Below are 23,344 nucleotides of genomic sequence, written 5' to 3'. Positions count from 1 at the left end.
GGCAGCCGCTGAGCGCTGCCACATTTTTAATCACGGGGAACTTGCCCGGCATGGCCCGACCGGATCCGCCGGCTGCCCAAGCGGATATCTGCAAATAGACAAAAGACTATCCCGCGCATTCCGGAGGATGCGCGGGACAGGGTTGAAGCTGTTGATTTTACGAAGGTATCTTCACGACAACTTCGACCTTGCTACCAGCCTTCGGTTGGAAAGACGCGGATTTCGTCTTCGAACCATCAACTTCAAGCGAGATCGACTTGGTCTTTTTGTCGCGGACGACACGCACCGTGACTTCGGCCCCCAGCATTTTGAGCGTGGCGGCGTAGCCATCCCAATGGCTGGGCAGTTTCGGCCTAAACGTGATCTGCTTTCCATGCCGCTCGATGCCGAGAATGCCTTCGACCGCCGCCCGGTACAGCCAGCCCGCCGAGCCCGTGTACCACGTCCAGCCACCGCGGCCGCCCTTGTTGTCGCTGGCATTGCCGTCGCCGGCGTAGATATCGGCCGCAACCACGTAGGGCTCGACGCGGTAGCGCTCTGCCGAGGCCTCGTCTAATGCGTGGTTGACCGGGTTCAGCATCGAGAAGCAGCGATAGGCTTCGTCGTTCAGCCCCATTTCGGCCAGCGCGATGACGAACCAAGTGGCGGCATGAGTATACTGGCCGCCATTCTCGCGAACGCCCGGCGGGTAGCTCTTGATGTAGCCCGGATCCTTCTTCGTCTTCGAAAAGGGCGGCGTGAACAGCTTGAGGATCTTGAGTTCGTCGTCGACGAGCAGCTTGGTCGCCTGCTGCATCGCCGTCGTCGAACGCGCCGGATCGCCCTCGCCCGAGAGCACGCTCCAGGACTGGGCGATGGAGTCGATCCTGCACTCCTGGGATGAGCGCGAACCGAGCGGCGTGCCATCGTCAAAACTCCCGCGCCGATACCATTCGCCGTCCCACGCCGTGCTCTCCAGCGCGCGTTTCAGCGCGTCGGCATGCTTTGCCCAGGCCTGCGCGTGCTTGGCATCACCCTCCGTCTTGGCCACGGCGGCGAAGTCGCCCAGCGTCCGCAGCAGGAACCATCCGAGCCAGACGCTCTCGCCCTTGCCTTGCTCGCCGACGCGGTTCATGCCGTCATTCCAGTCGCCGCCGAGGATCAGCGGCAGCCCGGCGGAACTGCTGCGCGCAATGGCAAGATCGAGCGCACGCGCGCAATGCTCGTAAAGGGACGCCGTCTTTTTCGAAATTTCGGGCGTGAAGAAAGCATCGTGCTCGCCCTCGCCCAGCGGCTGTCCATCGATGAAGGGCAGCTGCTCCTTCAGGATGGTGGCGTCACCCGTCACCAGCAGGTAGCGCGCGGTGGCATGGGCCAGCCAGACCACGTCGTCGGAGATCAGCGTACGCACACCCGCCCCGGTGCGCGGCAGCCACCAATGCTGCACGTCGCCTTCAGGGAACTGCCGACGCGCCGCGTTGAGGATCTGGTCTCGCGCCAGTTTGGGATCGTGCGCCAGCAGAGCCAGCGTGTCCTGCAACTGGTCGCGGAAGCCGAAGGCGCCGCTGGCCTGATAGAAGGCAGAGCGGGCGCGGATGCGGCAGGCGAGGCTCTGGTAGGGCAGCCAGTGGTTGACCATGGCGTCGAGCGCCTTGTCCGGCGTTTCGACCTGAATGGTGTCGAGGAAGCCGCGCCACTCGCGCTCGTTGTCGGCCAGACGCTGGTCGAAATCCCTGCCCCGATGCTTGCGCACCAGGGCGCTCGCTTCCGCGGCCGAGCCGGCGTCCCCGAGCAGCCAGAACAGCGTGACGTCGCCGCCGGCCGGAACATCGATGTCGCGGGCGATTGCAGCGCAGGGATCGTCGCCGGCCTCCACGCGGCCTGACAGTCCCGCGCCGCTCAGCACCGCCTGCGGAAACTCGCTGGTGCCGTGCCGGCCCAGGAATTCAGTCCGGTCTGCTGTCACCGAATGCACGCCGTCATCGGCGGCGAGGAAGGCGACGCGCTCCCCGAAATCGAGCCCGTAGGGGTTCTGTGCCAGCAAGGCGCCGGTGGCGGCATCGCGCGACGGAACGATGGTCGCCGCCGTGCGCGAGCGATGTCCGCCCAGCACCCATTCGGCATAGGCATAGACGCGCAGCCTGGCCGGCGCCGGGCCGGCATTCTGGATGCGCAGGCGGGAAATCTTCACCGGGTCGACCGGGTCGACGACATGGGTGAGGTCCATCGACAATGAGCCGCGCTTCGACCGGAAGGTGGAGAACCCTTGGCCGTGCCACGTCTCGTAAGTCATCGACGGATCGCGCACCATGGCGGCGAGCGGCGAGAATGCCCGGCCACTGGCGTGATCATAGATATAGATGCCCTCACCGGGCCGGTTCGAAACCGGATCGTTCGACCACGGCGTCAGCTGGTAGTCGCGGCTGTTGCGGCTCCAGGTGAAGGCAGCGCCTTCGGCGGAGACGTGGAAGCCGAACGAGGCGTTGGAAATAACATTGATCCAGGGCTGGGGCGTGGTGCTGCGGCCGGCCAGGCGCACGACATAATGCCGCCCGTCGCCCTCGAAACCACCGAACCCGTTCCATTGGCTGAGCCCGTGCCCGTCCGCCGCTAGGGCCTGCGAGCCAAAGGAATGTGTCATAGACGCCAATTCAGGCAATGCCGCCGGCTGCTGGGCATCGCGCGCCTGCAAGGCGGCCACCTCGGCCCGCTCGATCTGATCGAAGATGGTGCCGTTGCGCGTGTGCAGAACCACGCGGGCAACCGCAAGCAGCGTCTTGTAGGTGGTCTCGTCCATCAGGTCGCGGCGCACGGCGAATATGTGCTGGCGCGGTCCGAGCTCCTTGCCGCGCAAACGGCTGTTCTCGCATAGGGATTCGACCGCCCGCTGCAGGTCCTGCACATAGGAGGAGGCCTGTTCGTTGACGACGACGAAATCGATCATCATGCCACGGGTGCGCATGTATTCCTGGAAACGCAGTGCCTGCGCGACGATTTCGAGATCGGCGACGTCGCCGATCCTGACCAGGAAGATCGGGAAATCGCCCGAGATGCTGGTCGGCCACAGGCTCGACTGCTTGCCCAGTCCCGAAGCGATGGATTCTGCCGGCAGGCGCAGGAATGGATCCGGATAGATCAGGTAGCGCGCCAGCTTCTGTACGTTGGCGGCGTCGGCCAGGCTGAGGCCGAGATGCCGGGTCTGCACCTGGCTGCGCGTCCAGGCGAGCATGGCCTGGCGGGCAAAGCTCTCCGGGTGGTCGAGCCGGGCAATGGCCTCCTCCAGCTCCGCGCGGTTGGAACCGACGACGGTCCAGAAGGTCAGCGATATCTTCTTGTTGGCGGGCACGCGCACCTGGCGGCGCAGCGAAGCGACCGGATCGAGGGTAAAGCCGGAATGGCCGCCAAGCCGGGCGCCCGGATCGAAAGCCGCAGCGTCGACGATGGTGCGGCCACGGCCGATAAAGGCGCGCCTGTCGGTCTCGGCTTCGGCGTCGCGCGCCGGACCGGACGGGTCGGTGACGAAATGCACCATCGTCACGTCTGGCTCGCTGGTCTCGCGCTTGCGCCGCGTGGCGAAGATCGCCCCATTGTTGGGGGCAATTTCGGTCTCCACGAACATTTTCGAGAAGGCGGGATGGGCATTGTCGGATACCTCCAGGCCCAGCACCAGCTCGGCGAAGGAGGTCACTTCGATGTGACGGTCGGTCGGTCCCTCGTTGAACAGCGTCACGCGGCGGCCTTCGCCATTGCCTTCCGAGATGACGATGCATTCGACCTCGGAGCGCAGCGTGCCGACCAGTTTGACGAAGCTCGCCTTGTCGTCGGAGAACAGCGTCTGGGTGCGCTCCTCGGCCGCGCGCTTCGGCTCCGCCGTCGCCGACCACCAGTCGCCACTGCCTGCGTCGCGCAAGAAGATGTAGGAGCCGAGCCGGTCCTCGGTCGGATCCGGCTGCCAGCGCGTGACGGACAGATCGCCCCACCGGCTGTAGCCGGAGCCTGTCGCGGTGACCATCACCGAATAGCGGCCGTTCGACATCACGTTGGTCGAACGCAGTGCCCGCACAGGATCGAGCACGATGCGGGTGTCGGGACTCTCGGTTTCGGTCTCGTCCTTCGCCCGTTCGTCCGCCTCGGTTCTGACGGTCGCAGTCGGGATGTCGCGCGGCGCCCTCTCCTGGAGCAGAAGTTCGGCCGACTCGATGACCGGATCGCTGTGAAAACGGTCGCGCAGGCGACCCTCGAAAATGGCATCGGCGACCGCCGCGATCGACATACCGGAATGGTGGGCCATGTAGTTCTGCACGACGACGTGATCGGTGCCTTCCGGCACGCGCTGCGGCGTGAAATCGACCGCGTCGTAGTAACCATGGCGGCCAAGCGCGCCGAGCTCCCGCAGTCGCGCTAGGTTCTGCACCGCTTCGCGCGGGTTGAACTGCGCGGCCAGCACGGTGGCGTAAGGCGCGATCACCGTGTTCTGGCCAAGGCCGCGCTTCAACCCGAGACCAGGCACGCCGAAATTGGTGTACTGGTAGGTCAGCTCGCGGTCGCGGGCGTTGTAGGCCGCTTCCGAGATGCCCCAGGGCACGTTCTTCTGGCGGCCATACTGGATCTGACGTTTGATGATCAGCTTGCTGGTCTGGTTGAGAATCGAACCTTGCGGTTCCTTCATCACCAGCGGCGGCATCAGATACTCGAACATCGAGCCGGACCAGGACATCAGCGCGCCCTGGAAGCCTATCTCGACGATCGGCCGGCCAAGCCGGAACCAGTGCTCAGTCGGCAGGTCGCCCTTTGCGATGGCGAACAGGCTGGTCAGCCGCGCCTCGGAGGCCAGAAGATCGTAGCAGCTCTCGTCGAGCTGGTGCTCCTCGACCCGGTAGCCGATCGACAGCAGCTTGCGCTCCGGCCGCATCAGGAACGAGAACTCCATCTCGAAGGCGAAGCGGCGCGTGCGCTCGCGCAGGGTGAGCAGCTTGGCCCGCAGCGCCTCGACCGCGTTGTCGTCGCTGTGGGCGTCGTGGACATGCGCCTCGCAGGTCGCTTCGAGCCTGGCCGCCCAGTCGACGATGACATCGCTCTGTGGCGATGCCGCCTCGGTGTGGATGGCGGTGGCGAGCTTGCGGATCTCGCCGGCCAGCACAGCCAAATTGATGGTGCGGATCGAGGCCATTTCCGGCTGCGCCTTGATGGTGTCGACGGCGCGCCGCATGCCGTCGAGGCGGTCGGCAAGGCGCTGGCGCAGCGGCCGCAGCTGACGGCGGTCGTCGGGCAGCTCATCCAGGCTCTCGCCGAGGATGGTCACTGTGTCGAGGATGCCCTCGAAATCGCCTTGGAGATGAACGGACGGCGCCTCGGCCCATTCGGCGCAGGCCGCCGCCACCGCCACCAAATGGCCGGCGAGATTGCCGCTGTCGACAGCCGAGATGTAGAGCGGATAGAGCGGCTTCAGTGTGGTGGTGTCGTACCAGTTGAAGAGATGGCCGCGGTTGCGCGGCATGCTCTCGATGGTCGTCATGGTGGCATCGATGCGGGTGATGGCGTCGGACAGGCTGATCCAGCCGAAATCGCGAGCCGAGACGACCGACAGGAGATAGACGCCGATATTGGTCGGGGAGGTGCGCGGCGCGACCACCGGCGCCGGGCTCTCCTGGAAATTGTCCGGCGGCAGGTGATGATGCTCCGCCGTGACGAAGGTTTCGAAATAGTGCCAGGTGCGGCGCGCCACGGTGCGCAGCGCATGGATGTCGGCCTGCGAGATGCGCAGCCGGTCCTCGGTCTCGGCCGAGCGGCTGATCCAGCTGGCGATCGCCGGGGAGCCGATCCAGAACAGAGCGAAGAAAAAGGCGACGAAGGCGCCGGTGGAATCGGCCAGCACCGGAATGGCGAGGCCGACGAAGCCGATGATCACGGCGCCGTACATCATGCCGTAGTAGGAGCCGATGTCGTTGTCGCCGGCCTTGTGCGCCTGCGAGGCGGTGCGCCATTCCAGCAGGTTCTGCCGGGAGACGAACAGCCGGTAGAGCGTGCGCACGATGGCGTCGCCCATCATCCAGGCGTTATGCGCCATCAGCACGATCTTCAAGGCCACCATGGCGGTGCCGAAGGCCACGTCGCGCGCCAGCGCGGAGAAATGGCCGCGCGGCGTCTGGTCACCGCTCTTGGGCAGTATGGCGTTGACGACGTCGAAAGTGGGCGCCATGAACAGGCTGAGGATCAGCAATGCCTGCCATTGTGCTGCCTGCGTGAAGGGCAGCAGCGTCCAGCCGGCGATCGCCGCCATCACCCAGAAGATCGGCGTCAGCGAGCGGCGCAGATTGTCGACCATCTTCCAACGCGACAGCGCCGGGACGCCGGAGCGCGGATCGAGGATGAAGCCCAGGAGCTGCCAATCGCCGCGCGCCCAGCGATGGTGGCGCGAGGCGTCGACCGAATAGCGGGTCGGGTAATCCTCGACCAGTTCGACGTCGGTGACGAGCGCAGAACGCGCCAGCGCGCCTTCGAGCAGATCGTGGCTGAGGATGGTGTTTTCCTCGATGCGGCCCTGCAACGCGGCCTCGAAGGCATCGACGTGGTAGAGGCCCTTGCCGGTGAAGGAACCGTCGCCGAAGACGTCCTGGTACAGGTCGGACACCGCAAAGACATAAGGATCGAGGCCGCGATTGGCCGAGAAGACCCGTTGGAAGAACGACGCCTCGTCGCCGCTGGTCAGCGAAGCGGTGATACGTGGCTGCAGGATCGTGTAGCCCGAGGTGACGACGCGCCTGGTGGCATCGAAATGCGGTCGGTTGAGCGGGTGGCAGAGCTTGCCGACAAGCGTAGCGACCGCATCGCGGGTGGTGCGCGTGTCGGCGTCGAGCGTCATTACGTGAACGACTTTTTCCGGCAGCGGCACATCGAGCGGCAGGAAGGTGGTGTCGCTGTCGCCGCGCAGCAGCAGGTCAAGCTCGTGCAGCTTGCCGCGCTTGCGCTCCCAGCCCATCCAGCATCCCTGCGCGGCATTATAGAGCCGGCGCCGGTGCAGGAGATAGAAGCGCGGCGCGCCTTCGGCGGGATAGCGGGCGTTGAGGCGGGCGATCTCGTCACGGGCGAATTCGAGAATCTCGGTGTCGGCCGCGTCGATCTCGGTCTTGCTGTCGGGCCAGTCCGACAGCAGGGCGAAGTGGATCTCGTCCGCCAGATTGGCGAGGTAGTGCACTTCGATGTTGCGGATGTTTTCCTCGACGTCGTCGCGCGAGCCGATCAGCGACGGCACCACCACCAGCGTGCGTGCCTCGGACGGCACGCCGTGCCTGTAGTCATAGCCGATAAGGCGCGTCGGCTTGAGGAACAGCGAGACAACGGTATTGAAGAAAGCGAGCGCGCCTTCGCTGGCCGGCACGGCAAACAGCGCCAGCATCAAGACGATCGAAGGCACAGACAGGCCGAGATTGGCAAGGGCATTGCCGGACACCACCAGCAGCAGCACGGTCAGCGCAAAGACCGGCAGGACGATGCCCAGCCATCCGGTCTTGGCAAAGGTGCGCTTGACGGTCTGACTGACGGTCGGTCGGTAGCCGATCGCCTTTTCCAGCTCCAGCCGGCGTGGCCCGACAAGGAAAAAACCGACATCCGTGTGCGCTAAAGGAGCCGCAAGGCCATCTGCGCCGTCGGCGGCGGATGCAATTTCGTTGGTGATCTGGCCGGCCAGTTCGATCGCTTTTTCGGCGACGCGATATTCCGACAGATTCGAGCGGCGGGCCAGCTCTTCGATCGCGGTCCGGTACTGGTCACGCGAGAAGAAATCGAGCGCGGCGAAGTCGGTGCGCTCGCGCAGCACCGTGTCGATACGGCTGACGCCCTCGAACCACACCGTCCAGTCGATATCGTTGATGAGACGCAGGCCGCGTATGATGTTGCCGGTCGTCACATTGCCGCTGGACAGCGTATGATGCTCGGAAATGATGATTTCCTCGGCGTCCGAGCCGGTCTTCTCGAGTTCGCCTTCCAGCCACTCCAGCGCCTTGCCTGCATTCTGCGAGCCGTCGCGCAAGCGGTAGAGCAGTTGCGTGGCAAAGGTGGTGTCCTGGGCGTGCGCGCTGAAATTGGCCAGGATCGCTTGCCGGTCGCGGGTATCGTCGGTCGCCAGCACCTTGTCGGCGACATCATTGGCGATCTGGCGCATCTGCCGGGTGCGGTTGACCCTGACCGCAAGGCGGCGAAGATTTTCGATCAGAACGAAGCGCAACAGCGACGGCAGCGCCCAGAGTTCGCCGATCTTCAGCGGCTCGACCGACTGGAAGCCCTGGACGATGGCCTTGAACATGGTCGCGGAGACGGAACTGTCGGAATGCGCCACATAAGTCCAGGCCAGCGCCAGCGCGCGCGGCACGCCGCCGCCGTCCGGCAGCTTCAGCGTCGGCAGTTGACGATAGAAGCGGCGCGGCAGGTCGCGCTTGACCTGGAAAATGGTTTCCTCGACCAGATAGTTGTTGTCGAGCAGCCATTGCGCCGCGGGCGTGATGGTCTCGCCCCTCGCCTGCGCGGCGTTGGTCGAACGGTAGACTTCGAGGATCTTCTTTGCGCTGTCGCGGATGCGGGCCTGGAAATCGAATGGCGTCAGGCCGAACAGATCCGCGAGATCGCCCTTGGCCAGGCTTTCACCGAGCAGCCGAAGGCGTTCCTCCGGCAGGAAAATGGATCTTATCGGTTCTTCCGTGATGGGCGGGAAGCTCGCGCTGGTCTTTTCGATTTGTGCTGGATTCGTCTGAATATTCATTGAAAATTCCGTAAGCGGGCACTCAGCGGCGTCACCGCCACGGCAATGGCCCTAAAACCGATTCAAATGCAATTGGTTGCATGCCCAGCTTTTGCCGAAAATTGTTTCCGCACCACGACAAGGCATCGTCTTTCGACAGTTTCAAAGACGAACACTCCTCACTCCCGCCGACCGATCGACGGAAAGGATTCAGGCTTTTTCGTGATCCCGGCTGGAGCTTACCCTATATTTCGCCGGCATCACGATCATGTTTGGAAACAAGCGTTAATCGTTGGGTCGAATGCCATCGATCCGGACCACGAATACTGTCGGGTGGTCGATGGGCTTGATGCGCAGGCCAGCTGTGGCTGAGGCAGTCAGGAGTGCGTCGAGGTGGCTAAGGCGAATAGGCTCTGCGGCGGAAACCAAGACTTCCCCACCCAGGCACAGGACGAGGGTCGCCCGGCTTTCAGTTCCGATTTCCAAAGGGTTCGAGATTACGAGGCGTTCGACGGAATGCCTCATGCGGCCGCGACGGGTCATTACGTTGAGATCGGTGATCGGGCCGGCGATCAGTTCGGCACTGGTCGGCCGGTCGGCTGGAAAGGAAAACGGCGCTGAAGCGGCGGTCAGGCACGCCGGCGGCTCGCCGGCGACATCAAGAATGATCCCCTCGCCTTCCAATACCGACAGGGTGCGGTCAATGCCGGCAAAGCTGGAGAACGGCCCGCTGCCTTCGACGCGGGCCATCGAGACACGCCAATCGAAGGTGTCGAGCCCGGCATCGGCCGGCGAGACGGCGATTTCCGTCGTCACGCCGCCGCCGTTCTTCCACGGCATCGATTTGTATTCGGCTGCCCGCAGGACGCGCATCGGTCGGCCTACTATCCCAGAATGCCGGGCAAATTGAGCTGATGCTCCCTGGCGCAATCGATGGCGATGTCGTAGCCGGCGTCGGCGTGCCTCATGACGCCGGTCGCCGGATCATTCCACAGCACCCGCTCCAGGCGCCTGGCTGCCTCAGGCGTGCCGTCCGCGACGATGACCATGCCTGCATGCTGGGAAAAGCCCATGCCGACACCGCCGCCATGGTGCAGCGACACCCAGGTAGCGCCCGATGCCGTGTTGAGCAGAGCGTTGAGCAGCGGCCAGTCGGAAACAGCATCCGAGCCGTCCTTCATCGCCTCTGTCTCGCGGTTCGGCGAGGCGACCGAGCCGGAATCGAGATGGTCGCGGCCGATGACGACAGGCGCCTTGAGTTCGCCTTTGGCGACCATCTCGTTGAAGGCGAGGCCCAGCCGGTGGCGGTCGCCGAGGCCGACCCAGCAGATGCGCGCCGGCAAGCCCTGGAAGGCGATGCGCTCGCGCGCCATGTCCAGCCAGTTGTGCAAATGGGTGTTGCCGGGCGTCAGTTCGCGCACCTTGGCGTCGGTCTTGTAGATGTCCTGCGGATCGCCGGAAAGGGCCGCCCAGCGGAAGGGGCCGATGCCGCGGCAGAACAGCGGCCGGATATAGGCCGGCACGAAGCCTGGGAAGGCAAAGGCGTTCTCGAAGCCTTCTTCCTTGGCGACCTGGCGGATGTTGTTGCCGTAGTCGAGCGTCGGCACGCCGGCGTTCCAGAAGGCCACCATCGCCTCGACATGCTCGCGCATCGAGGCGCGGGCGGCTTTCTCGACTGCTTTCGGGTCGGACGTGCGCTTCTCGCGCCACTCGGCCAGCGTCCAGCCCTTGGGCAGATAGCCGTTCAACGGATCGTGCGCCGAAGTCTGGTCGGTGACCATATCGGGGCGCACGCCGCGCCGCACCAGCTCGGGCACGATATCGGCGGTGTTGCCGACCAGGCCGACCGACTTCGCCTCGCCTGCCCTGGTCCAGCGCGCGATCTTCTCCAGCGCCTCGTCAAGCGTATCGGCACGCTCGTCGACATAGCGGGTGCGCAGCCGGAAATCGATGCGGTCGGGATCGCATTCGACGGCCAGGCAGCAGGCGCCGGCCATGACGGCCGCGAGAGGCTGGGCGCCCCCCATGCCGCCGAGGCCGCCAGTCAGGATCCATTTGCCCCTGAGATCGCCGCCATAGTGCTGGCGTCCGGCTTCGACGAAGGTCTCGTAGGTGCCCTGCACGATGCCTTGCGTGCCGATATAGATCCACGAGCCGGCCGTCATCTGGCCGTACATCATCAGGCCTTTCCTATCGAGCTCGTTGAATTTCTCCCAGGTCGCCCAATGCGGCACCAGATTGGAGTTGGCGATCAAAACGCGCGGCGCGTCGGGATGAGTGCGGAAGACGCCGACCGGCTTGCCGGACTGCACCAGCAGCGTCTCGTCCTCGCCAAGCGTCTTCAGCGAAGCGGCGATGCGGTCGAAATCGTTCCAGGTGCGCGCCGCCCGGCCGATGCCGCCATAGACGACCAGTTCGTTGGGATTTTCGGCGACATCGGGATCGAGATTGTTCATCAGCATGCGCAGCGGCGCTTCGGTCGTCCAATACCTGGCATTGAGCTTGTCGCCGCGGGGGCTGCGCACTTCGCGGATGTTGTGGCGAGGATCGGTCATGTCGTCACTTCCCTTTCAGATGAGTGCGGCGAGGCGTCAGCTCTCGACCCACGAAATCGCGGTCTCGAGGATGGATGTCAGCGTGGCGCGGATCGGCGCGGCGAAGGCGGCGTCGTAAGGCACCGGCCAGTTGTCGGGCGCGCCCTTGCCTTCGGGCTCTCGCATGTAGCCGCGGTTGGACAGTTCCATCTGCAGCGCATGGACGCCGTTTTGCGGCTGGCCGAAATGGCGCGTGATCCACCCGCCCTTGAAGCGGCCATTGACCACGAAGGTCTCGCCGGTCTCGGCCAGGATCCCGGCGACCTTTTCCTGCAGCGCCGGATCCGTGCTCTTGCCGTCATTGGTGCCGAGATTGAAGACCGGCAGCGTGCCATCGAACAGGCGCGGCAGCACAGAGCGGATCGAGTGGCAGTCATAGAGGACGATTTTGCCATGCAATCCGCGCAGCCGGTCGATCTCGGCCTGGAGCGCGGCATGATAGGGCATGAAGAATTTTCGGCGGCGCTCGTCGATTTCCGACGGTCCCGGTTCCTCGCCTGTACGGTAGAGCGGATCGCCATCGAAGGTTTCGGTCGGGCAGAGGCCGGTCGTCGCCTGACCAGGGTAGAGCGAGGCCCCGGACGGATCGCGATTGACGTCGATGACGGTGCGCGAGATGGCGGTGTGCACGACGGTGGCGCCAAGACCTGCGGCAAAATCATAGAGCTTGTCGATCCACCAGTCGCAGTCGCGCTGGCCAAGCCAGCTCGAGACCAGCCGGTTGTCGAGACCGGCGAGATCGATGCCGGTGTGCGGCATGGAAACCAGCAGCGGTGCGGTGCCTTGATTTACCGTCAGCCAAGGAGGTGTCATGCGAGATCTCCGCAAGTTGGAGCTCTACGGCTGGGATGCGAAGGAACGAGACCTATCATGCCAAGCACTCTCATGAGGCAATCCCCGGCAGCGCCACCGCGCTCGCCGCCTTCACCGCCGCACCGCTTCGCACCATGGCGATGGCTTTCTCCATGTCGGGATGGAAATGCCGGTCGTTGTCGAGATGCGGCACCTCGGCCCTGACCAATTTGCGCACCGCTTCGAGTGCGGCGCTGGAAGCGAGCGGCGCGTGGAAATCGCAGCCCTGGGTCGCGGCCAGCAACTCGATGCCGATGACGGCCGTGGCGTTCTCGACCATGCCGATCAGCCGGCGCGCACCATGTGCGGCCATCGAGACGTGATCCTCCTGGTTGGCCGAGGTCGGGATCGAATCGACGCTTGCTGGATAGGCCTTCTGCTTGTTTTCGGAAACCAGCGCTGCCGCCGTCACCTGCGGGATCATGAAGCCGGAATTCAGGCCGGGCTTCGGCGTCAAAAAGGCGGGCATGCCCGACAGCGCAGGGTCGACCAGCATGGCGATGCGGCGCTCCGACAGCGAGCCGATCTCGCAGACGGCGAGTGCGATCATGTCGGCAGCGAAAGCCACCGGCTCGGCATGGAAATTGCCGCCCGACAAGGCGGTGTCGTCCTCGGCGAAGATCAAGGGATTGTCGGTGACGCCATTGGCTTCCGTGCCGAGCGTGTCAGCCGCCTTGCGCAACACGTCGAGGGCCGCCCCCATCACCTGCGGCTGGCAGCGCAGGCAATAGGGATCCTGCACGCGCTCGTCGCCGACGCGGTGCGATTCGCGGATGGCGCTGCCGGCCATCAGACTGCGTAGCGCATTCGCCGTCTCGATCTGGCCGCGATGCTTCCTCAAGAGATGGATGCGCGGATCGAAGGGGGCGTCCGAGCCCCTGGCGGCGTCGGTGGACAGTGCACCCGCGACCAGTGCCGACTGGTAGAGAACTTCGGCCTCGAACAAGCCCGCCAGCGCGTAGGCGGTCGAGAATTGCGTGCCGTTAAGCAGCGCCAGCCCTTCCTTGGCGCCAAGGATGACAGGCTCCAGCCCATGCGAGACGAAGGCGACCTTGGCCGGGAAGCGGCCATGCGGCGTGAAGCATTCGCCGACGCCGATCATCACGGCCGTCATGTGTGACAGCGGCGCGAGGTCGCCGGAGGCGCCGACCGAACCTTGCGCCGGCACCACCGGGATGACATCGTTGGCCAGCATCGCTTCCAGCAGCTCGATGGTGCGCGACCGCACGCCGGAGGCGCCCTGCGCCAGGCTGGCAAGCTTCAAGGCCATCATCAGCCTGCAAACAGCGACCGGCATCGGCTCGCCGACGCCGGCGGCGTGCGAGAGCACGATGTTACGCTGAAGCGTTTCGAGATCCTGGGCAGGAATGCGGACGCTGGCCAGTTTGCCGAAACCGGTGTTGATGCCATAGACCGGCTCGCCCTTGGCGACGATGCGTGCGACAGCCTCCGCACTCGCCTTGATCTTTGGCCGGCAGGCATCGTCGAGCCTGGGCACGGCGCCGCGATAGATGGCGCGCCAGTCGGCCAGGGTCACGTTGCCGGGTTTCAGTACGAGTTCGGTCATTGTCCTCTCCAGATGCGCGCGTGCAAGGGGTTGAAGCCCATGCGGTAGACGAGTTCGGCAGGGCGCTCGATGCTCCAGATCGCTAGATCGGCGGATTTGCCCGCCTCCAGCGTGCCGGTCTGTCCGAGCAGACCCAGTGCGCGGGCGGCTTCGCGGGTCACGCCAGCGAGGCATTCATCGACCGTCATGCCGAACAAGGTCGCCGCCATGTTCATGGTCAGCAGCAACGACGTCAGCGGCGAGGTGCCGGGATTGTTGTCGGTGGCGACGGCCATCCTGACGTCATGCCTGCGGAATAATTCGATCGGAGGTTTCTTCGTTTCGCGAATAAAATAGTAGGCGCCGGGCAGGATCGTCGCCACGCTGCCCGATGCAGCCATTGCCGCCGCGCCTGCCTCATCGGTATATTCGAGATGGTCGGCCGACAGCGCGCCATAGCGCGCGGCAAGCTCGGCGCCATGCAGGTTCGACAATTGGTCGGCATGGAGCTTTACCGGCAGGCCAAGCGCCTTTGCGGCTTCGAAGACCCGTGCCATCTGCTCGACCGAAAACGCGATGCCTTCGCAGAAACCATCGACGGCGTCGGCAAGCCCGTCGGCAGCGATGGCCGGCAGGATCGTGGCGGTGATGAGATCGATGAAGGCGTCCTTGTCGCCCTTGGCTTCCGGCGGCAAGGCATGGGCGCCGAGAAAGGTCGTGCGGATCGTCACCGGGCGCTCGGCGCCCAAACGGCGCGCCGCGCGCAGCGACTTTTTCTCGTTTTCCAGGTCAAGGCCATAGCCGGACTTGACCTCGACGGTGGTGGCGCCCTCCGCGATCAGCGCATCGAGACGGGGCAGTGTCTGAGCGACCAGTTCGTCCTCACCCGCGGCACGCAAGGCCCTGACCGACGAGACGATGCCGCCGCCGGCCCTGGCGACCTCCTCATAGGTGGCGCCGGCCAGCCGCATCTCGAACTCGTTGGCGCGGTCACCGGCATGGACGAGATGGGTGTGGCAGTCGATCAGGCCGGGCGTGATCCAGCGGCCCTCGCAATCGACGATCTCGGCACGCTGCTCGAACGCCGCCGGAATATCGGCTTCGGCGCCGGCATAGACGATGGTGCCGTCACGCGCGGCGACGGCGCCCTTTTCGACGACGCCCTGCCCTGCTGCCCCTTCGGCAAAAGTCGCCAGGCGCGCATTGCGCCATATGCGAACCGCCGCCGCCCGGCCCCTGCTTTCTCCAGCCATCATATTTTCCCTTTGAAAGGATGGCGATTATGTATATACATATTAAAAAGCACCGCAAGTGCTATTGTCATCATAAGCCAGGATTCGGAGAACAACGTGACGGCGATCTTTGCGGAACAGGCGCTTCTGCCGGAAGGCTGGCGAAGCAATGTGCGCATCGCCCTGGGCGGAGGCCGCGTTGCGGCAATCGACGCCGGGGTTGCGCCGAACGCCGTCGACGAGCGCCACGCCATCGTCCTGCCGGGCATGCCCAACCTGCATAGCCACGCGTTCCAGCGCGGCATGGCCGGACTTGCCGAGTTGCGCGGCCCGTCGGCCGACAGTTTCTGGAGTTGGCGCGAGGTGATGTATCGTTTCGCGCTGTCGATGACGCCCGACCAGGTCGAGGCGGTCGCCACCCAGCTCTATGTCGAGATGCTGGAGGCCGGTTTTTCGCGCGTGGGCGAATTTCATTATCTGCATCACGACCGTGACGGAAAGCCCTACGCCAACATTGCCGAAATGGCCGAGCGCATCGCGGCCGCCGCCGCAGAAACCGGTATAGGCTTGACGCTGCTGCCGGTCTTCTATGCTCACTCTTCTTTCGGCGGCGCGGCTCCCAACGAAGGTCAGCGTCGATTCCTCAATGATGTTAACCGGTTTTCACGCTTGCTTGAGAAAAGTCGCGAATGCGTTCGCGCCTTGAATCAAGCGGTCATCGGCGTCGCCCCCCATAGTTTGCGTGCCGCGACGGTCGAGGAGTTGCGACAAGTCGCTGCGATGGCGCCGGACGGACCGATCCACATCCACGTCGCGGAACAAGTGAAGGAGGTCGAGGACTGCATTGCCTGGTCGGGCGCGCGTCCAGTCGAATTTCTGCTTGGCCATGCCAATGTCGACCCGCGCTGGTGCCTGATCCATGCCACCCATATGACCGATTCCGAGACCATGGCGATGGCAAAAAGCGGCGCGATCGCGGGGCTGTGCCCGATCACCGAAGCCAATCTCGGTGATGGCATTTTTGCGGCGCCGCTGTTCGCGCAACATGGCGGCCGCTTCGGCGTGGGCTCCGATTCCAACGTGCTGATCGGCCTGCCGGACGAGCTTCGGCAACTCGAATATTCGCAGCGTCTTGCCCACCGCGCCCGCAACGTGCTGGCGGTCGCCGGCGGCTCGACCGGCCGCGCGCTGTTCGACGCAGCGCTTGACGGCGGCAGCGTCGCCCTTGGCGCCGGCGCCTCGCGGATCGCCATTGGCGCATCCGCCGATCTCGTCTCGCTCGACCACAGCCAGGCTTCGCTTGCCGGCAAGACCGGAGACGCGATCCTCGACGCCTGGATCTTCGCCAACGGCACCAAGATCGATTGCGTCTGGGTGCACGGCCAAAAGCAAGTCAGCGGCGGCAGGCACGCCAGGCGCGACGCCATCGCGGCGCGTTTCCGCAATGTCATGACGGCGCTTTCGGCAGGCTGATCAGGGACAGCCCATGAACATGGTGGCGACAGCGGAGACGGAGGGCGGCGAGACGGTGTCGCTGCATCAGCGCATCCTGTCGGACATAAGCGAGAAAATCCTGTCCGGCGCCTGGGCGCCGGGGCATCGCATCCCGTTCGAGCACGAGCTGACGGCCGAATATGATTGCTCGCGCATGACGGTGAACAAGGCGCTGTCGCAGCTTGCCAAGTCAGGACTGATCGAACGCCGCCGGCGCTCAGGCAGTTTCGTGCGTCGGCCGCAATCGCAAGCGGCGGTGCTGGAAATCCATGACATCAGGATCGAGGTCGAAGCGCTCGGCCTGCCCTATCGCTACGAGCGGCTTGCGCGCCTGAAGCGGCGCAGCAGCGCGCAAGACCGGTCGCTGCTCGGGCTTTCCGCCTCGGGTTCGGTGCTATCGCTGGAATGCCTGCATTTCGCCGGAGAACGGCCGTTCGCGCTCGAAGAGCGGCTGATCAATCTCTCCGCCGTCAAGGAAGCCGGCGAGGAAGAGTTCCTGGATATTGCGCCGGGCCCGTGGCTGATCGGCCGTGTGCCGTGGAGCGAGGCCGAGCATCGCATTCGTGCTGTTGCCGCCGACGAGCGTGTTGCCGATGCCCTCGACATCGGCCTTGGTGCGGCCTGTCTTGTGGTCGAGCGCCGGACATGGAGTGCCGAGCACCCGGTCACCCATGTGCGCTTCACCTATGCAGCCGAGAGCCACACGTTGGTGGCAAGATTCACGCCGTCACACGGATAGCATCTCTTCCCTTCTCCCCTTTTTGCCTTCGCAAGGAAGGGGAGAAGGGAAAGCGCAGCGCCTCAGATCGCCGCGGTGATAATGATCTCGACCAGATATTCCGGACCGGCGAGCTTGGCTTCGCCGGTGGCGCGTGCGGGTGTGTGGCCCTGCGGCACCCACTTGTCCCATTCCGAGTTCATCTCGGCGAAGGTGCCCATGTCGGCCAGCCAGATGATCGCCTGGACGATCTTGGTCTTGTCGGTGCCGGCCTTGGCCAGCAATTCGTCGATCGTCGCCAGAATATCGCGAGTCTGCGAGGCGACATTGCCGCCCGGCTCTCCGACCTGGCCGGCCAGATAGACGGTATTGCCGTGAATGACGATCTGGCTCATGCGCGGGCCAACATCGATGCGACGAATGCTCATGGGAGGTTTCCTTCCTTTGTGGTCGCGCCTCTTTAGAGTTGGCACCGGCTTCGGGCAAGGCCGAGCGTTCCAAATCCCCTTGGACCAGCAGCGCCGGAGGGTCACGGCAAGTTGAGCCGGCAGCCACAATTCCGCTCGATTGGCTTGTTGACTAATGTAATAACATCACATATCCAATCGGCGCTGCCCGGCAGCCGCACTACCGCCCCACGGACCGTCAAATGACCGAAACCTGCCTGACATTCCGTGACCTGACGCTTGGCTATAACAGCCATCCGGCGATCCATCATCTGGACGGCATCATACGCAAAGGCTCGCTGACCGCCGTCGTTGGCGCCAATGGTTCGGGCAAGTCGACGTTGATGAAGGGTATCGTCGGCGTGCTGAAGCCGATGGCCGGCGCTGTGACGCGGGCGCCTGGCGTGCGCGCCGCCTATCTGCCGCAGCAGTCGGAACTCGACCGCAGCTTTCCGGCCCGGCTCGTCGATCTGGTCTCGCTCGGCCTGTGGCCGAAACGCGGGCTGCTCGGCCGCCATACCAAGGAGGATCGCCAATCCGTCAGCGAGGCGTTGATGGCGGTCGGCCTTGGCGGCTTCGAGACCCGCCCGATCGACACGCTGTCGGGCGGCCAGTTGCAGCGCACCTTGTTTGCCCGCGTGCTGTTGCAGGATGCGGATCTAATCCTGCTCGACGAGCCGTTCAACGCCGTCGATGCAAAGACGATGGGCGATCTTATTGCGCTGATCAAGCGCTGGCATGGCGAGGAACGCACAATCATGGTCGTCGTCCACGACCTCGACCTTGTCCGGCAGAATTTTCCCGAAACGCTGCTGCTGGCCCGCCAGCCTGTCGCCTGGGGCGAGACGAAGGAGACGCTGCGGCCTGAGAATCTCCTGCGGGCCAGGCGCTTCCATGAAGCGTGGGAAGAGAACGCGCCATGGTGCGAGCCGGGCGGACCCGATCATGACCATGACGGACATGATCACAATCATGATGAGCCTGCCCATGCACAGGATCGTCACCACCATCATGGCGCCGGACCAAGGGCTGCATGATGAACGTCTTCTACGAACTCTTCATCGCGCCTTTCGCCGATTTCGCCTTCATGCAGCGGGCGCTGTTCGGCTCGTTGATGCTGTCGCTCGGCGCCTGTCCGGTCGGCGTGTTCCTGATGTTACGGCGCATGAGCCTCTCGGGTGACGCCATGGCGCACGCGATCCTGCCGGGCGCCGCCGCCGGCTTCCTGCTTTACGGGCTGGAAATCCTGCCGATGACCATTGGCGGCCTGATCGCCGGCATCGTCGTTGCACTCGGCGCGGGCGCCGTCTCGCGATTCACCATCCAGCGCGAAGACGCCTCGATGGCCGCCTTCTACCTGATTTCGCTCGCCGTCGGCGTGCTGATGGTTTCGGTCCGTGGCTCCAGCGTCGACCTCATGCATGTGCTGTTCGGTACGGTGCTGGCGCTCAACGATGAAGCGCTGACGCTGATCGGCGGCATCGTGCTGGTGACGCTTGCCAGTCTCGCCGTCTTCTGGCGGGCCTTGGTCGCCGAATGCCTCGACCCGCTGTTCCTGCGCTCGGTCAGCCGGTGGGGCAGTCCGGTGCATTTCATTTTCCTCGGCCTCGTCGTGCTCAACCTCGTTGGCGGCTTCCAGGCGCTGGGCACGCTTCTGTCGGTCGGACTGATGATGCTGCCGGCCGCCGCGGCCCGTTTCTGGACCGTGCGCGTCGAACCGATGTGCGTGCTGGCCGTGCTGATCGGCTTTGCCTCCTGCATCGCCGGACTGCTTCTGTCCTACCACGCCTCGCTGCCCTCAGGCCCGGCGATCATCCTGTCGGCAGGCGTCGTCTATTTCGCCTCGATCCTGTTCGGCACACGCGGCGCGCTGCGCGCCCGCATCATCCATCACCGTCATCGGACGGCCTGATCCACCCCAGCCTCCAAGGAGACCGCCCATGTTGAAATCGATCCGCGCCGCCCTTACGATGAGCGTTATAACATTAACTGCTCTCGACGCGTCGTCGGCCTTTGCGGCGCCCTTGAAAGTGGTCGCAAGTTTTACCGTCATTGCTGATTTCGCCAGGAATGTTGGCGGCGACCGCGTCAACATCACCACCATCGTGGGACCCGACGGCGATGCGCATGTCTACGAGCCGAGCCCGGCTGATGCGGTAGCCATGGCGGGCGCCGATCTGGTGCTGGTCAACGGCCTGCATTTCGAGGGCTTTCTACAGCGGCTGGTCGATGCCAGCGCCACTAAGGCCTCGATCGTCACTCTGACCAAGGGCGTGGCGGCGATCGACTTCAAACCGGAATTCGCCGATGCGGACGCGGCGGAGGGCGCGGGTACCGGCGGCGGCAAGACGGTCACCGACCCACATGCCTTCCAGTCGATCGCCAACGCCAAGATCTATGTGAAGAACATTGCCGAAGCGTTCTGCGCGGCCGACAATGATGGCTGCGTCAGCTACCAGACCAACGCCGCGGCTTACACAAAGAAGCTCGACGCGCTCGAAAGCGAGGTGAAGGCGGCGATCCAGTCCATCCCCGAGGCAAAACGCGTTGTCATCACCTCGCATGACGCGTTCGGCTATTTCGAGCACGAATACGGCCTGACCTTCCTAGCGCCGGAGGGCGTCTCGACGGATTCCGAACCGTCGGCCGCCGACGTCGCCAAGCTGGTCGAGCAGGTCAAGCAGGACAAAGCGGCGGCGATCTTCGTCGAGAACATCACCAATCCGCGCCTGATCGAGCAGATCGCCAGCGAGACCGGCATCAAGGTCGGCGGCACGCTCTATTCCGACGCGCTGTCGCAGCCCGAAGGCCCGGCCTCGACCTATGTCGACATGATGCACAACAACATCACGCAGATCAAAGGCGCGATCCTCGGCAGTTGAGCCGCTCCGACCCAACCGGGCCCTCGCGGCCCGGTTGGATTTTCCGGTCAGCACTCGCTATTTGGCAGAGAAATCCCTCGGCGTGGATTGCCGGCCGTGCCGGGGAGTGGCAAGACTGCCCAACCAGATTGCGAGGACACCACAATGGAATACCGCGAGATCAGCGAGGACTATTCGGTCTCGGGCCAGATCCAGCCCGAGGACGTCGCCGCCATCAAGGCAGCCGGCTTCAAGAGCGTGATCTGCAACCGGCCGGACGACGAGCAGCCCGGCCAGCCTTCGGCCGACACGCTCAAGGCCGCAGTCGAGGCTGCCGGGCTTGCCTTCCGCTACATCCCCGTCATCAGCGGCCAGATCACGGCGGAGAATGTCGAGGACCAGGGACAAGCGCTCGACGAACTGGAAGGCCCGGTGTTCGCCTACTGCCGTTCCGGCGCCCGCTGCACCAATCTCTATGGGCTGATTCAGCAGTCGAAGGGTTAGATCGGCAGCGCGCCCGTCTCCTTGAGCGTCTCGAGCACAATCGCCGTCTTGACGTGCTGCACAGATTCGTGGGGCAAGAGCACGCCATTGACGAACTCCGACAATGATTTCAGGTCGGGCGTAACCACCTTCAGGATATAATCCATTTCGCCGGTCAGCGCGTGCGCCTCCTGCACTTCGGGCAGCCGCGCCACCAGTTCGCCGAAGCGCCGCGCATTGTCGCGGTTGTGAGTGGCCAAGGTCACCGAGATGACGTTGACCAGCGAAAAGCCCAGCCGGTCGCGGTCAAGCACGGCGCGATAGCCCTTGATATAGCCGTCCTCCTCAAGCCGCTGGCGGCGGCGCGAGCATTGCGAGGCCGAGAGGTTCACCCGCTCCGAAAGGTCGTTGTTGGTGAGCCGTGCGTCACACTGCAACAGCGCCAATATCTTGCGATCAAACTGATCAAGACGCGTATCATTCATGATACTTCCAAAAACCATGCACATTTCATGCATCAGATAAACATTTCAAGCGTTTGAATGCAAGCACCGTGCGACCTGCCCGCGCTATGATGAGTTGAGATGGCCCATCCAGGCCAAGCCAGCTTCCGGAGGATTATCATGGGTCCCTTCCCGCACGACGCCCCGCCCGCCAAGATCAGCAAGACCAACCCTGCCGGCACCGACGGTTTCGAGTTCGTCGAATTCGCGCATCCGGAGCCGCGGAAGCTGGCCGAGTTGTTCACCCGCATGGGCTACGTAGCCGTGGCCAGGCATCGCACGAAGGACATCACCGTCTGGCGGCAATGCGACATCAACTATGTCGTCAACGCCGAGCCCAGCTCGCATGCGATGAAGTTCGTCGACAAGCATGGCCCATGCGCCTCCTCGATGGCGTGGCGGGTCGTGGACGCCAAGCATGCCTTCGAACACGCGGTATCGAAAGGAGCCACGCCTTACGAAGGCGCCGACAAGACGCTTGACGTGCCGGCGATCGTTGGCATCGGCGGCTCGCTGCTCTACTTCATCGAAACCTATGGCGAGAGGGGTTCGGCCTATGATGCCGAATTCGAATGGCTGGGCAAGCGCGACCCCAGGCCGGAAGGCGTCGGCTTCTATTTCCTCGACCACCTCACGCATAATGTCTACCGCGGCAACATGGACAAATGGTGGGATTTCTACCGCGACCTGTTTGGCTTCAAGCAGATCCATTTCTTCGACATCGACGGCAAGATCACCGGGCTGGTCAGCCGGGCGATCACCTCGCCCTGCGGCAAGATCCGCATTCCGCTCAACGAGTCCAAGGACGACACCAGCCAGATCGCCGAATATCTGAAGAAGTACAATGGCGAGGGCATCCAGCACATAGCGGTGGGCACCGACGCGATCTACGAGGCCACCGACAAGCTTGCCGCCAACGGGCTGAAATTCATGCCCGGCCCGCCGGAGACCTATTACGAGATGTCGCATGCACGCGTGAGCGGCCATGACGAGCCGATCGAGCGCATGAAGAAGCATGGCATTTTGATCGACGGTGAAGGCGTGGTCGACGGCGGCACGACGAAGATCCTCTTGCAGATCTTCTCCAAGACCGTGATCGGACCGATCTTCTTCGAATTCATCCAGCGCAAGGGCGACGAAGGCTTTGGCGAAGGCAATTTCCGCGCACTGTTCGAATCGATCGAGCAGGACCAGATCAAGCGCGGCGTGATCAAGGTGCAGGCCGCGGAGTAGATCGATCCCGACCAGGCGGCTTGCGGTTCGATAAATTATGACCTAAATTATGGTCACAAAGGATCGAGCCATGAATGTTTCCATCGCCGAGGCCAAGGCCAAATTGTCGGAACTCGTCAGCCGCGCGGAAGCCGGTGAAGAGATTGTACTCACGCGCCACGGCAAGGTGGCTGCGCGTATCGTGCCTCCGGCAGCGGCGGAACCCTTGCCGCGTATCGGCGCGTTGAAAGGCAAGATCTGGATTGCGGACGATTTTGACGAACTCGGCCCCGAATGGGACGAGTACATCAAATGACGATCGGCCCGTTTCTCGCCGATACACATATCATCCTTTGGTCGATTTCGGACGATCGACGTCTCAGCAAGCACTACCGCGCCATCCTGGCTTCGGAAGCGGTGGTGTTCGCCAGCGCGGCAAGCGTCTGGGAAATTGCCATCAAGCGCTCAATCAGAAAACTCGATGCGCCGGATGATCTGCCAACACTGCTTCCAAGGATGCAATTTCAGCCGCTCGCCGTCACCTTCCAGCATGCGAACGCTGTCGCTGGCCTACCCCACCACCATGGCGATCCATTCGACAGACTACTGATTGCGCAGGCGCAAATGGACAAACTAACCATCATGACATCCGACCCGCATTTCGCCCGCTACGACGTCGCCCTGACATAA

At 63.9% G+C, this 23,344-nt stretch carries 17 protein-coding genes; 9 read left to right on the top strand and 8 right to left on the bottom strand.

What is annotated here, in order from left to right:
• Nucleotides 1-157 precede the first annotated feature (157 nt).
• The 6 genes from FJ953_RS14820 to hutI form a co-directional block, all read right to left on the bottom strand.
• Nucleotides 158-8,734 (bottom strand): glucoamylase family protein, encoded by an 8,577-nt coding sequence (locus FJ953_RS14820; protein WP_140624635.1) that lies wholly within the window; start codon nt 8,732-8,734, stop codon nt 158-160.
• Nucleotides 8,735-8,998: 264 nt separating this feature from the next.
• Nucleotides 8,999-9,586, bottom strand: a complete 588-nt coding sequence (locus tag FJ953_RS14815; protein WP_140624634.1) for a HutD family protein — start codon at nt 9,584-9,586, stop codon at nt 8,999-9,001.
• A gap of 11 nt (nt 9,587-9,597) precedes the next feature.
• Nucleotides 9,598-11,268, bottom strand: a complete 1,671-nt coding sequence (gene hutU / locus FJ953_RS14810; RefSeq protein WP_140521725.1) for a urocanate hydratase — start codon at nt 11,266-11,268, stop codon at nt 9,598-9,600.
• 36 nt (nt 11,269-11,304) lie between these two features.
• Nucleotides 11,305-12,120: an N-formylglutamate deformylase gene (gene hutG, locus FJ953_RS14805; RefSeq protein WP_140583764.1), complete on the bottom strand. Its 816-nt coding sequence runs from the start codon at nt 12,118-12,120 to the stop codon at nt 11,305-11,307.
• Between the two features lie 70 nt (nt 12,121-12,190).
• Nucleotides 12,191-13,726 (bottom strand): histidine ammonia-lyase, encoded by a 1,536-nt coding sequence (hutH, locus tag FJ953_RS14800; RefSeq protein ID WP_140521721.1) that lies wholly within the window; start codon nt 13,724-13,726, stop codon nt 12,191-12,193.
• On the bottom strand, nt 13,723-14,958 hold the full coding sequence (gene hutI, locus FJ953_RS14795; RefSeq protein ID WP_140557050.1) for an imidazolonepropionase: 1,236 nt from the start codon (nt 14,956-14,958) through the stop codon (nt 13,723-13,725). Before hutI ends, hutH begins: the two co-directional genes overlap by 4 nt.
• Nucleotides 14,959-15,054: 96 nt before the next feature.
• Between hutI and FJ953_RS14790 the strand changes: the two genes are divergently transcribed.
• Together FJ953_RS14790 and hutC are read left to right on the top strand one after the other, a co-directional pair.
• A complete protein-coding gene (locus tag FJ953_RS14790; protein WP_140624633.1) occupies nt 15,055-16,410 on the top strand; it encodes a formimidoylglutamate deiminase in 1,356 nt (451 codons plus the stop codon).
• A 13-nt stretch (nt 16,411-16,423) separates the two neighbouring features.
• Nucleotides 16,424-17,170, top strand: a complete 747-nt coding sequence (gene hutC / locus FJ953_RS14785) for a histidine utilization repressor (protein WP_140624632.1) — start codon at nt 16,424-16,426, stop codon at nt 17,168-17,170.
• A gap of 62 nt (nt 17,171-17,232) precedes the next feature.
• On the opposite strand, the gene FJ953_RS14780 is transcribed toward hutC, so the two are convergent.
• Nucleotides 17,233-17,577, bottom strand: a complete 345-nt coding sequence (locus FJ953_RS14780; RefSeq protein WP_056562755.1) for a RidA family protein — start codon at nt 17,575-17,577, stop codon at nt 17,233-17,235.
• A gap of 221 nt (nt 17,578-17,798) precedes the next feature.
• On the opposite strand from FJ953_RS14780, the gene aztA reads away from it, so the two are divergent.
• From aztA to FJ953_RS14760, 4 genes are all read left to right on the top strand, one after another.
• Nucleotides 17,799-18,632, top strand: coding sequence for a zinc ABC transporter ATP-binding protein AztA (aztA, locus tag FJ953_RS14775; protein ID WP_140624631.1), 834 nt, complete (start codon nt 17,799-17,801; stop codon nt 18,630-18,632).
• Nucleotides 18,632-19,507, top strand: a complete 876-nt coding sequence (gene aztB, locus FJ953_RS14770) for a zinc ABC transporter permease AztB (protein ID WP_140515812.1) — start codon at nt 18,632-18,634, stop codon at nt 19,505-19,507. Before aztA ends, aztB begins: the two co-directional genes overlap by 1 nt.
• A gap of 28 nt (nt 19,508-19,535) precedes the next feature.
• Nucleotides 19,536-20,477 carry a zinc ABC transporter substrate-binding protein AztC gene (gene aztC / locus FJ953_RS14765; RefSeq protein ID WP_140494154.1) on the top strand — a complete coding sequence of 314 codons (942 nt, stop codon included), beginning with the start codon at nt 19,536-19,538 and terminating at the stop codon, nt 20,475-20,477.
• 144 nt (nt 20,478-20,621) lie between these two features.
• The gene (locus FJ953_RS14760) at nt 20,622-20,960 is read left to right on the top strand and encodes a TIGR01244 family sulfur transferase (protein ID WP_140494156.1); all 339 of its coding nucleotides are present in this window, start codon (nt 20,622-20,624) and stop codon (nt 20,958-20,960) included.
• Here the strand turns inward: FJ953_RS14760 and FJ953_RS14755 are convergent.
• Nucleotides 20,957-21,424, bottom strand: a complete 468-nt coding sequence (locus tag FJ953_RS14755; RefSeq protein WP_140494158.1) for an Lrp/AsnC family transcriptional regulator — start codon at nt 21,422-21,424, stop codon at nt 20,957-20,959. The two genes, FJ953_RS14760 and FJ953_RS14755, sit on opposite strands and share 4 nt — an antisense overlap.
• 138 nt (nt 21,425-21,562) lie before the next feature.
• Between FJ953_RS14755 and hppD the strand changes: the two genes are divergently transcribed.
• The 3 genes from hppD to FJ953_RS14740 all read left to right on the top strand — a co-directional run bounded on the left by hppD (nt 21,563) and on the right by FJ953_RS14740 (nt 23,344).
• On the top strand, nt 21,563-22,675 hold the full coding sequence (gene hppD, locus FJ953_RS14750) for a 4-hydroxyphenylpyruvate dioxygenase (RefSeq protein ID WP_140624630.1): 1,113 nt from the start codon (nt 21,563-21,565) through the stop codon (nt 22,673-22,675).
• 70 nt (nt 22,676-22,745) lie between these two features.
• Nucleotides 22,746-22,970 (top strand): type II toxin-antitoxin system prevent-host-death family antitoxin, encoded by a 225-nt coding sequence (locus tag FJ953_RS14745; protein WP_140624629.1) that lies wholly within the window; start codon nt 22,746-22,748, stop codon nt 22,968-22,970.
• Nucleotides 22,967-23,344, top strand: a complete 378-nt coding sequence (locus FJ953_RS14740; protein WP_140624628.1) for a type II toxin-antitoxin system VapC family toxin — start codon at nt 22,967-22,969, stop codon at nt 23,342-23,344. The genes FJ953_RS14745 and FJ953_RS14740 overlap by 4 nt, the downstream gene beginning before the upstream one ends.

The organism is Mesorhizobium sp. B2-3-6 (genome assembly GCF_006442305.1).
Lineage (GTDB): Bacteria > Pseudomonadota > Alphaproteobacteria > Rhizobiales > Rhizobiaceae > Mesorhizobium.
This window is presented reverse-complemented; position numbering and strand designations above follow the sequence as displayed.

What these genes read in the sequence shown, in the direction of transcription:
- FJ953_RS14820 (WP_140624635.1), bottom strand. Translation starts at nt 8,734, where the DNA reads ATGAATATTCAGACGAATCCAGCACAAATCGAAAAGACCAGCGCGAGC.
- FJ953_RS14815 (WP_140624634.1), bottom strand. Translation starts at nt 9,586, where the DNA reads ATGCGCGTCCTGCGGGCAGCCGAATACAAATCGATGCCGTGGAAGAAC.
- hutU (WP_140521725.1), bottom strand. Translation starts at nt 11,268, where the DNA reads ATGACCGATCCTCGCCACAACATCCGCGAAGTGCGCAGCCCCCGCGGC.
- hutG (WP_140583764.1), bottom strand. Translation starts at nt 12,120, where the DNA reads ATGACACCTCCTTGGCTGACGGTAAATCAAGGCACCGCACCGCTGCTG.
- hutH (WP_140521721.1), bottom strand. Translation starts at nt 13,726, where the DNA reads ATGACCGAACTCGTACTGAAACCCGGCAACGTGACCCTGGCCGACTGG.
- hutI (WP_140557050.1), bottom strand. Translation starts at nt 14,958, where the DNA reads ATGGCTGGAGAAAGCAGGGGCCGGGCGGCGGCGGTTCGCATATGGCGC.
- hutC (WP_140624632.1), top strand. Translation starts at nt 16,424, where the DNA reads ATGAACATGGTGGCGACAGCGGAGACGGAGGGCGGCGAGACGGTGTCG.
- FJ953_RS14780 (WP_056562755.1), bottom strand. Translation starts at nt 17,577, where the DNA reads ATGAGCATTCGTCGCATCGATGTTGGCCCGCGCATGAGCCAGATCGTC.
- aztA (WP_140624631.1), top strand. Translation starts at nt 17,799, where the DNA reads ATGACCGAAACCTGCCTGACATTCCGTGACCTGACGCTTGGCTATAAC.
- aztB (WP_140515812.1), top strand. Translation starts at nt 18,632, where the DNA reads ATGAACGTCTTCTACGAACTCTTCATCGCGCCTTTCGCCGATTTCGCC.
- aztC (WP_140494154.1), top strand. Translation starts at nt 19,536, where the DNA reads ATGTTGAAATCGATCCGCGCCGCCCTTACGATGAGCGTTATAACATTA.
- FJ953_RS14760 (WP_140494156.1), top strand. Translation starts at nt 20,622, where the DNA reads ATGGAATACCGCGAGATCAGCGAGGACTATTCGGTCTCGGGCCAGATC.
- FJ953_RS14755 (WP_140494158.1), bottom strand. Translation starts at nt 21,424, where the DNA reads ATGAATGATACGCGTCTTGATCAGTTTGATCGCAAGATATTGGCGCTG.
- hppD (WP_140624630.1), top strand. Translation starts at nt 21,563, where the DNA reads ATGGGTCCCTTCCCGCACGACGCCCCGCCCGCCAAGATCAGCAAGACC.
- FJ953_RS14745 (WP_140624629.1), top strand. Translation starts at nt 22,746, where the DNA reads ATGAATGTTTCCATCGCCGAGGCCAAGGCCAAATTGTCGGAACTCGTC.
- FJ953_RS14740 (WP_140624628.1), top strand. Translation starts at nt 22,967, where the DNA reads ATGACGATCGGCCCGTTTCTCGCCGATACACATATCATCCTTTGGTCG.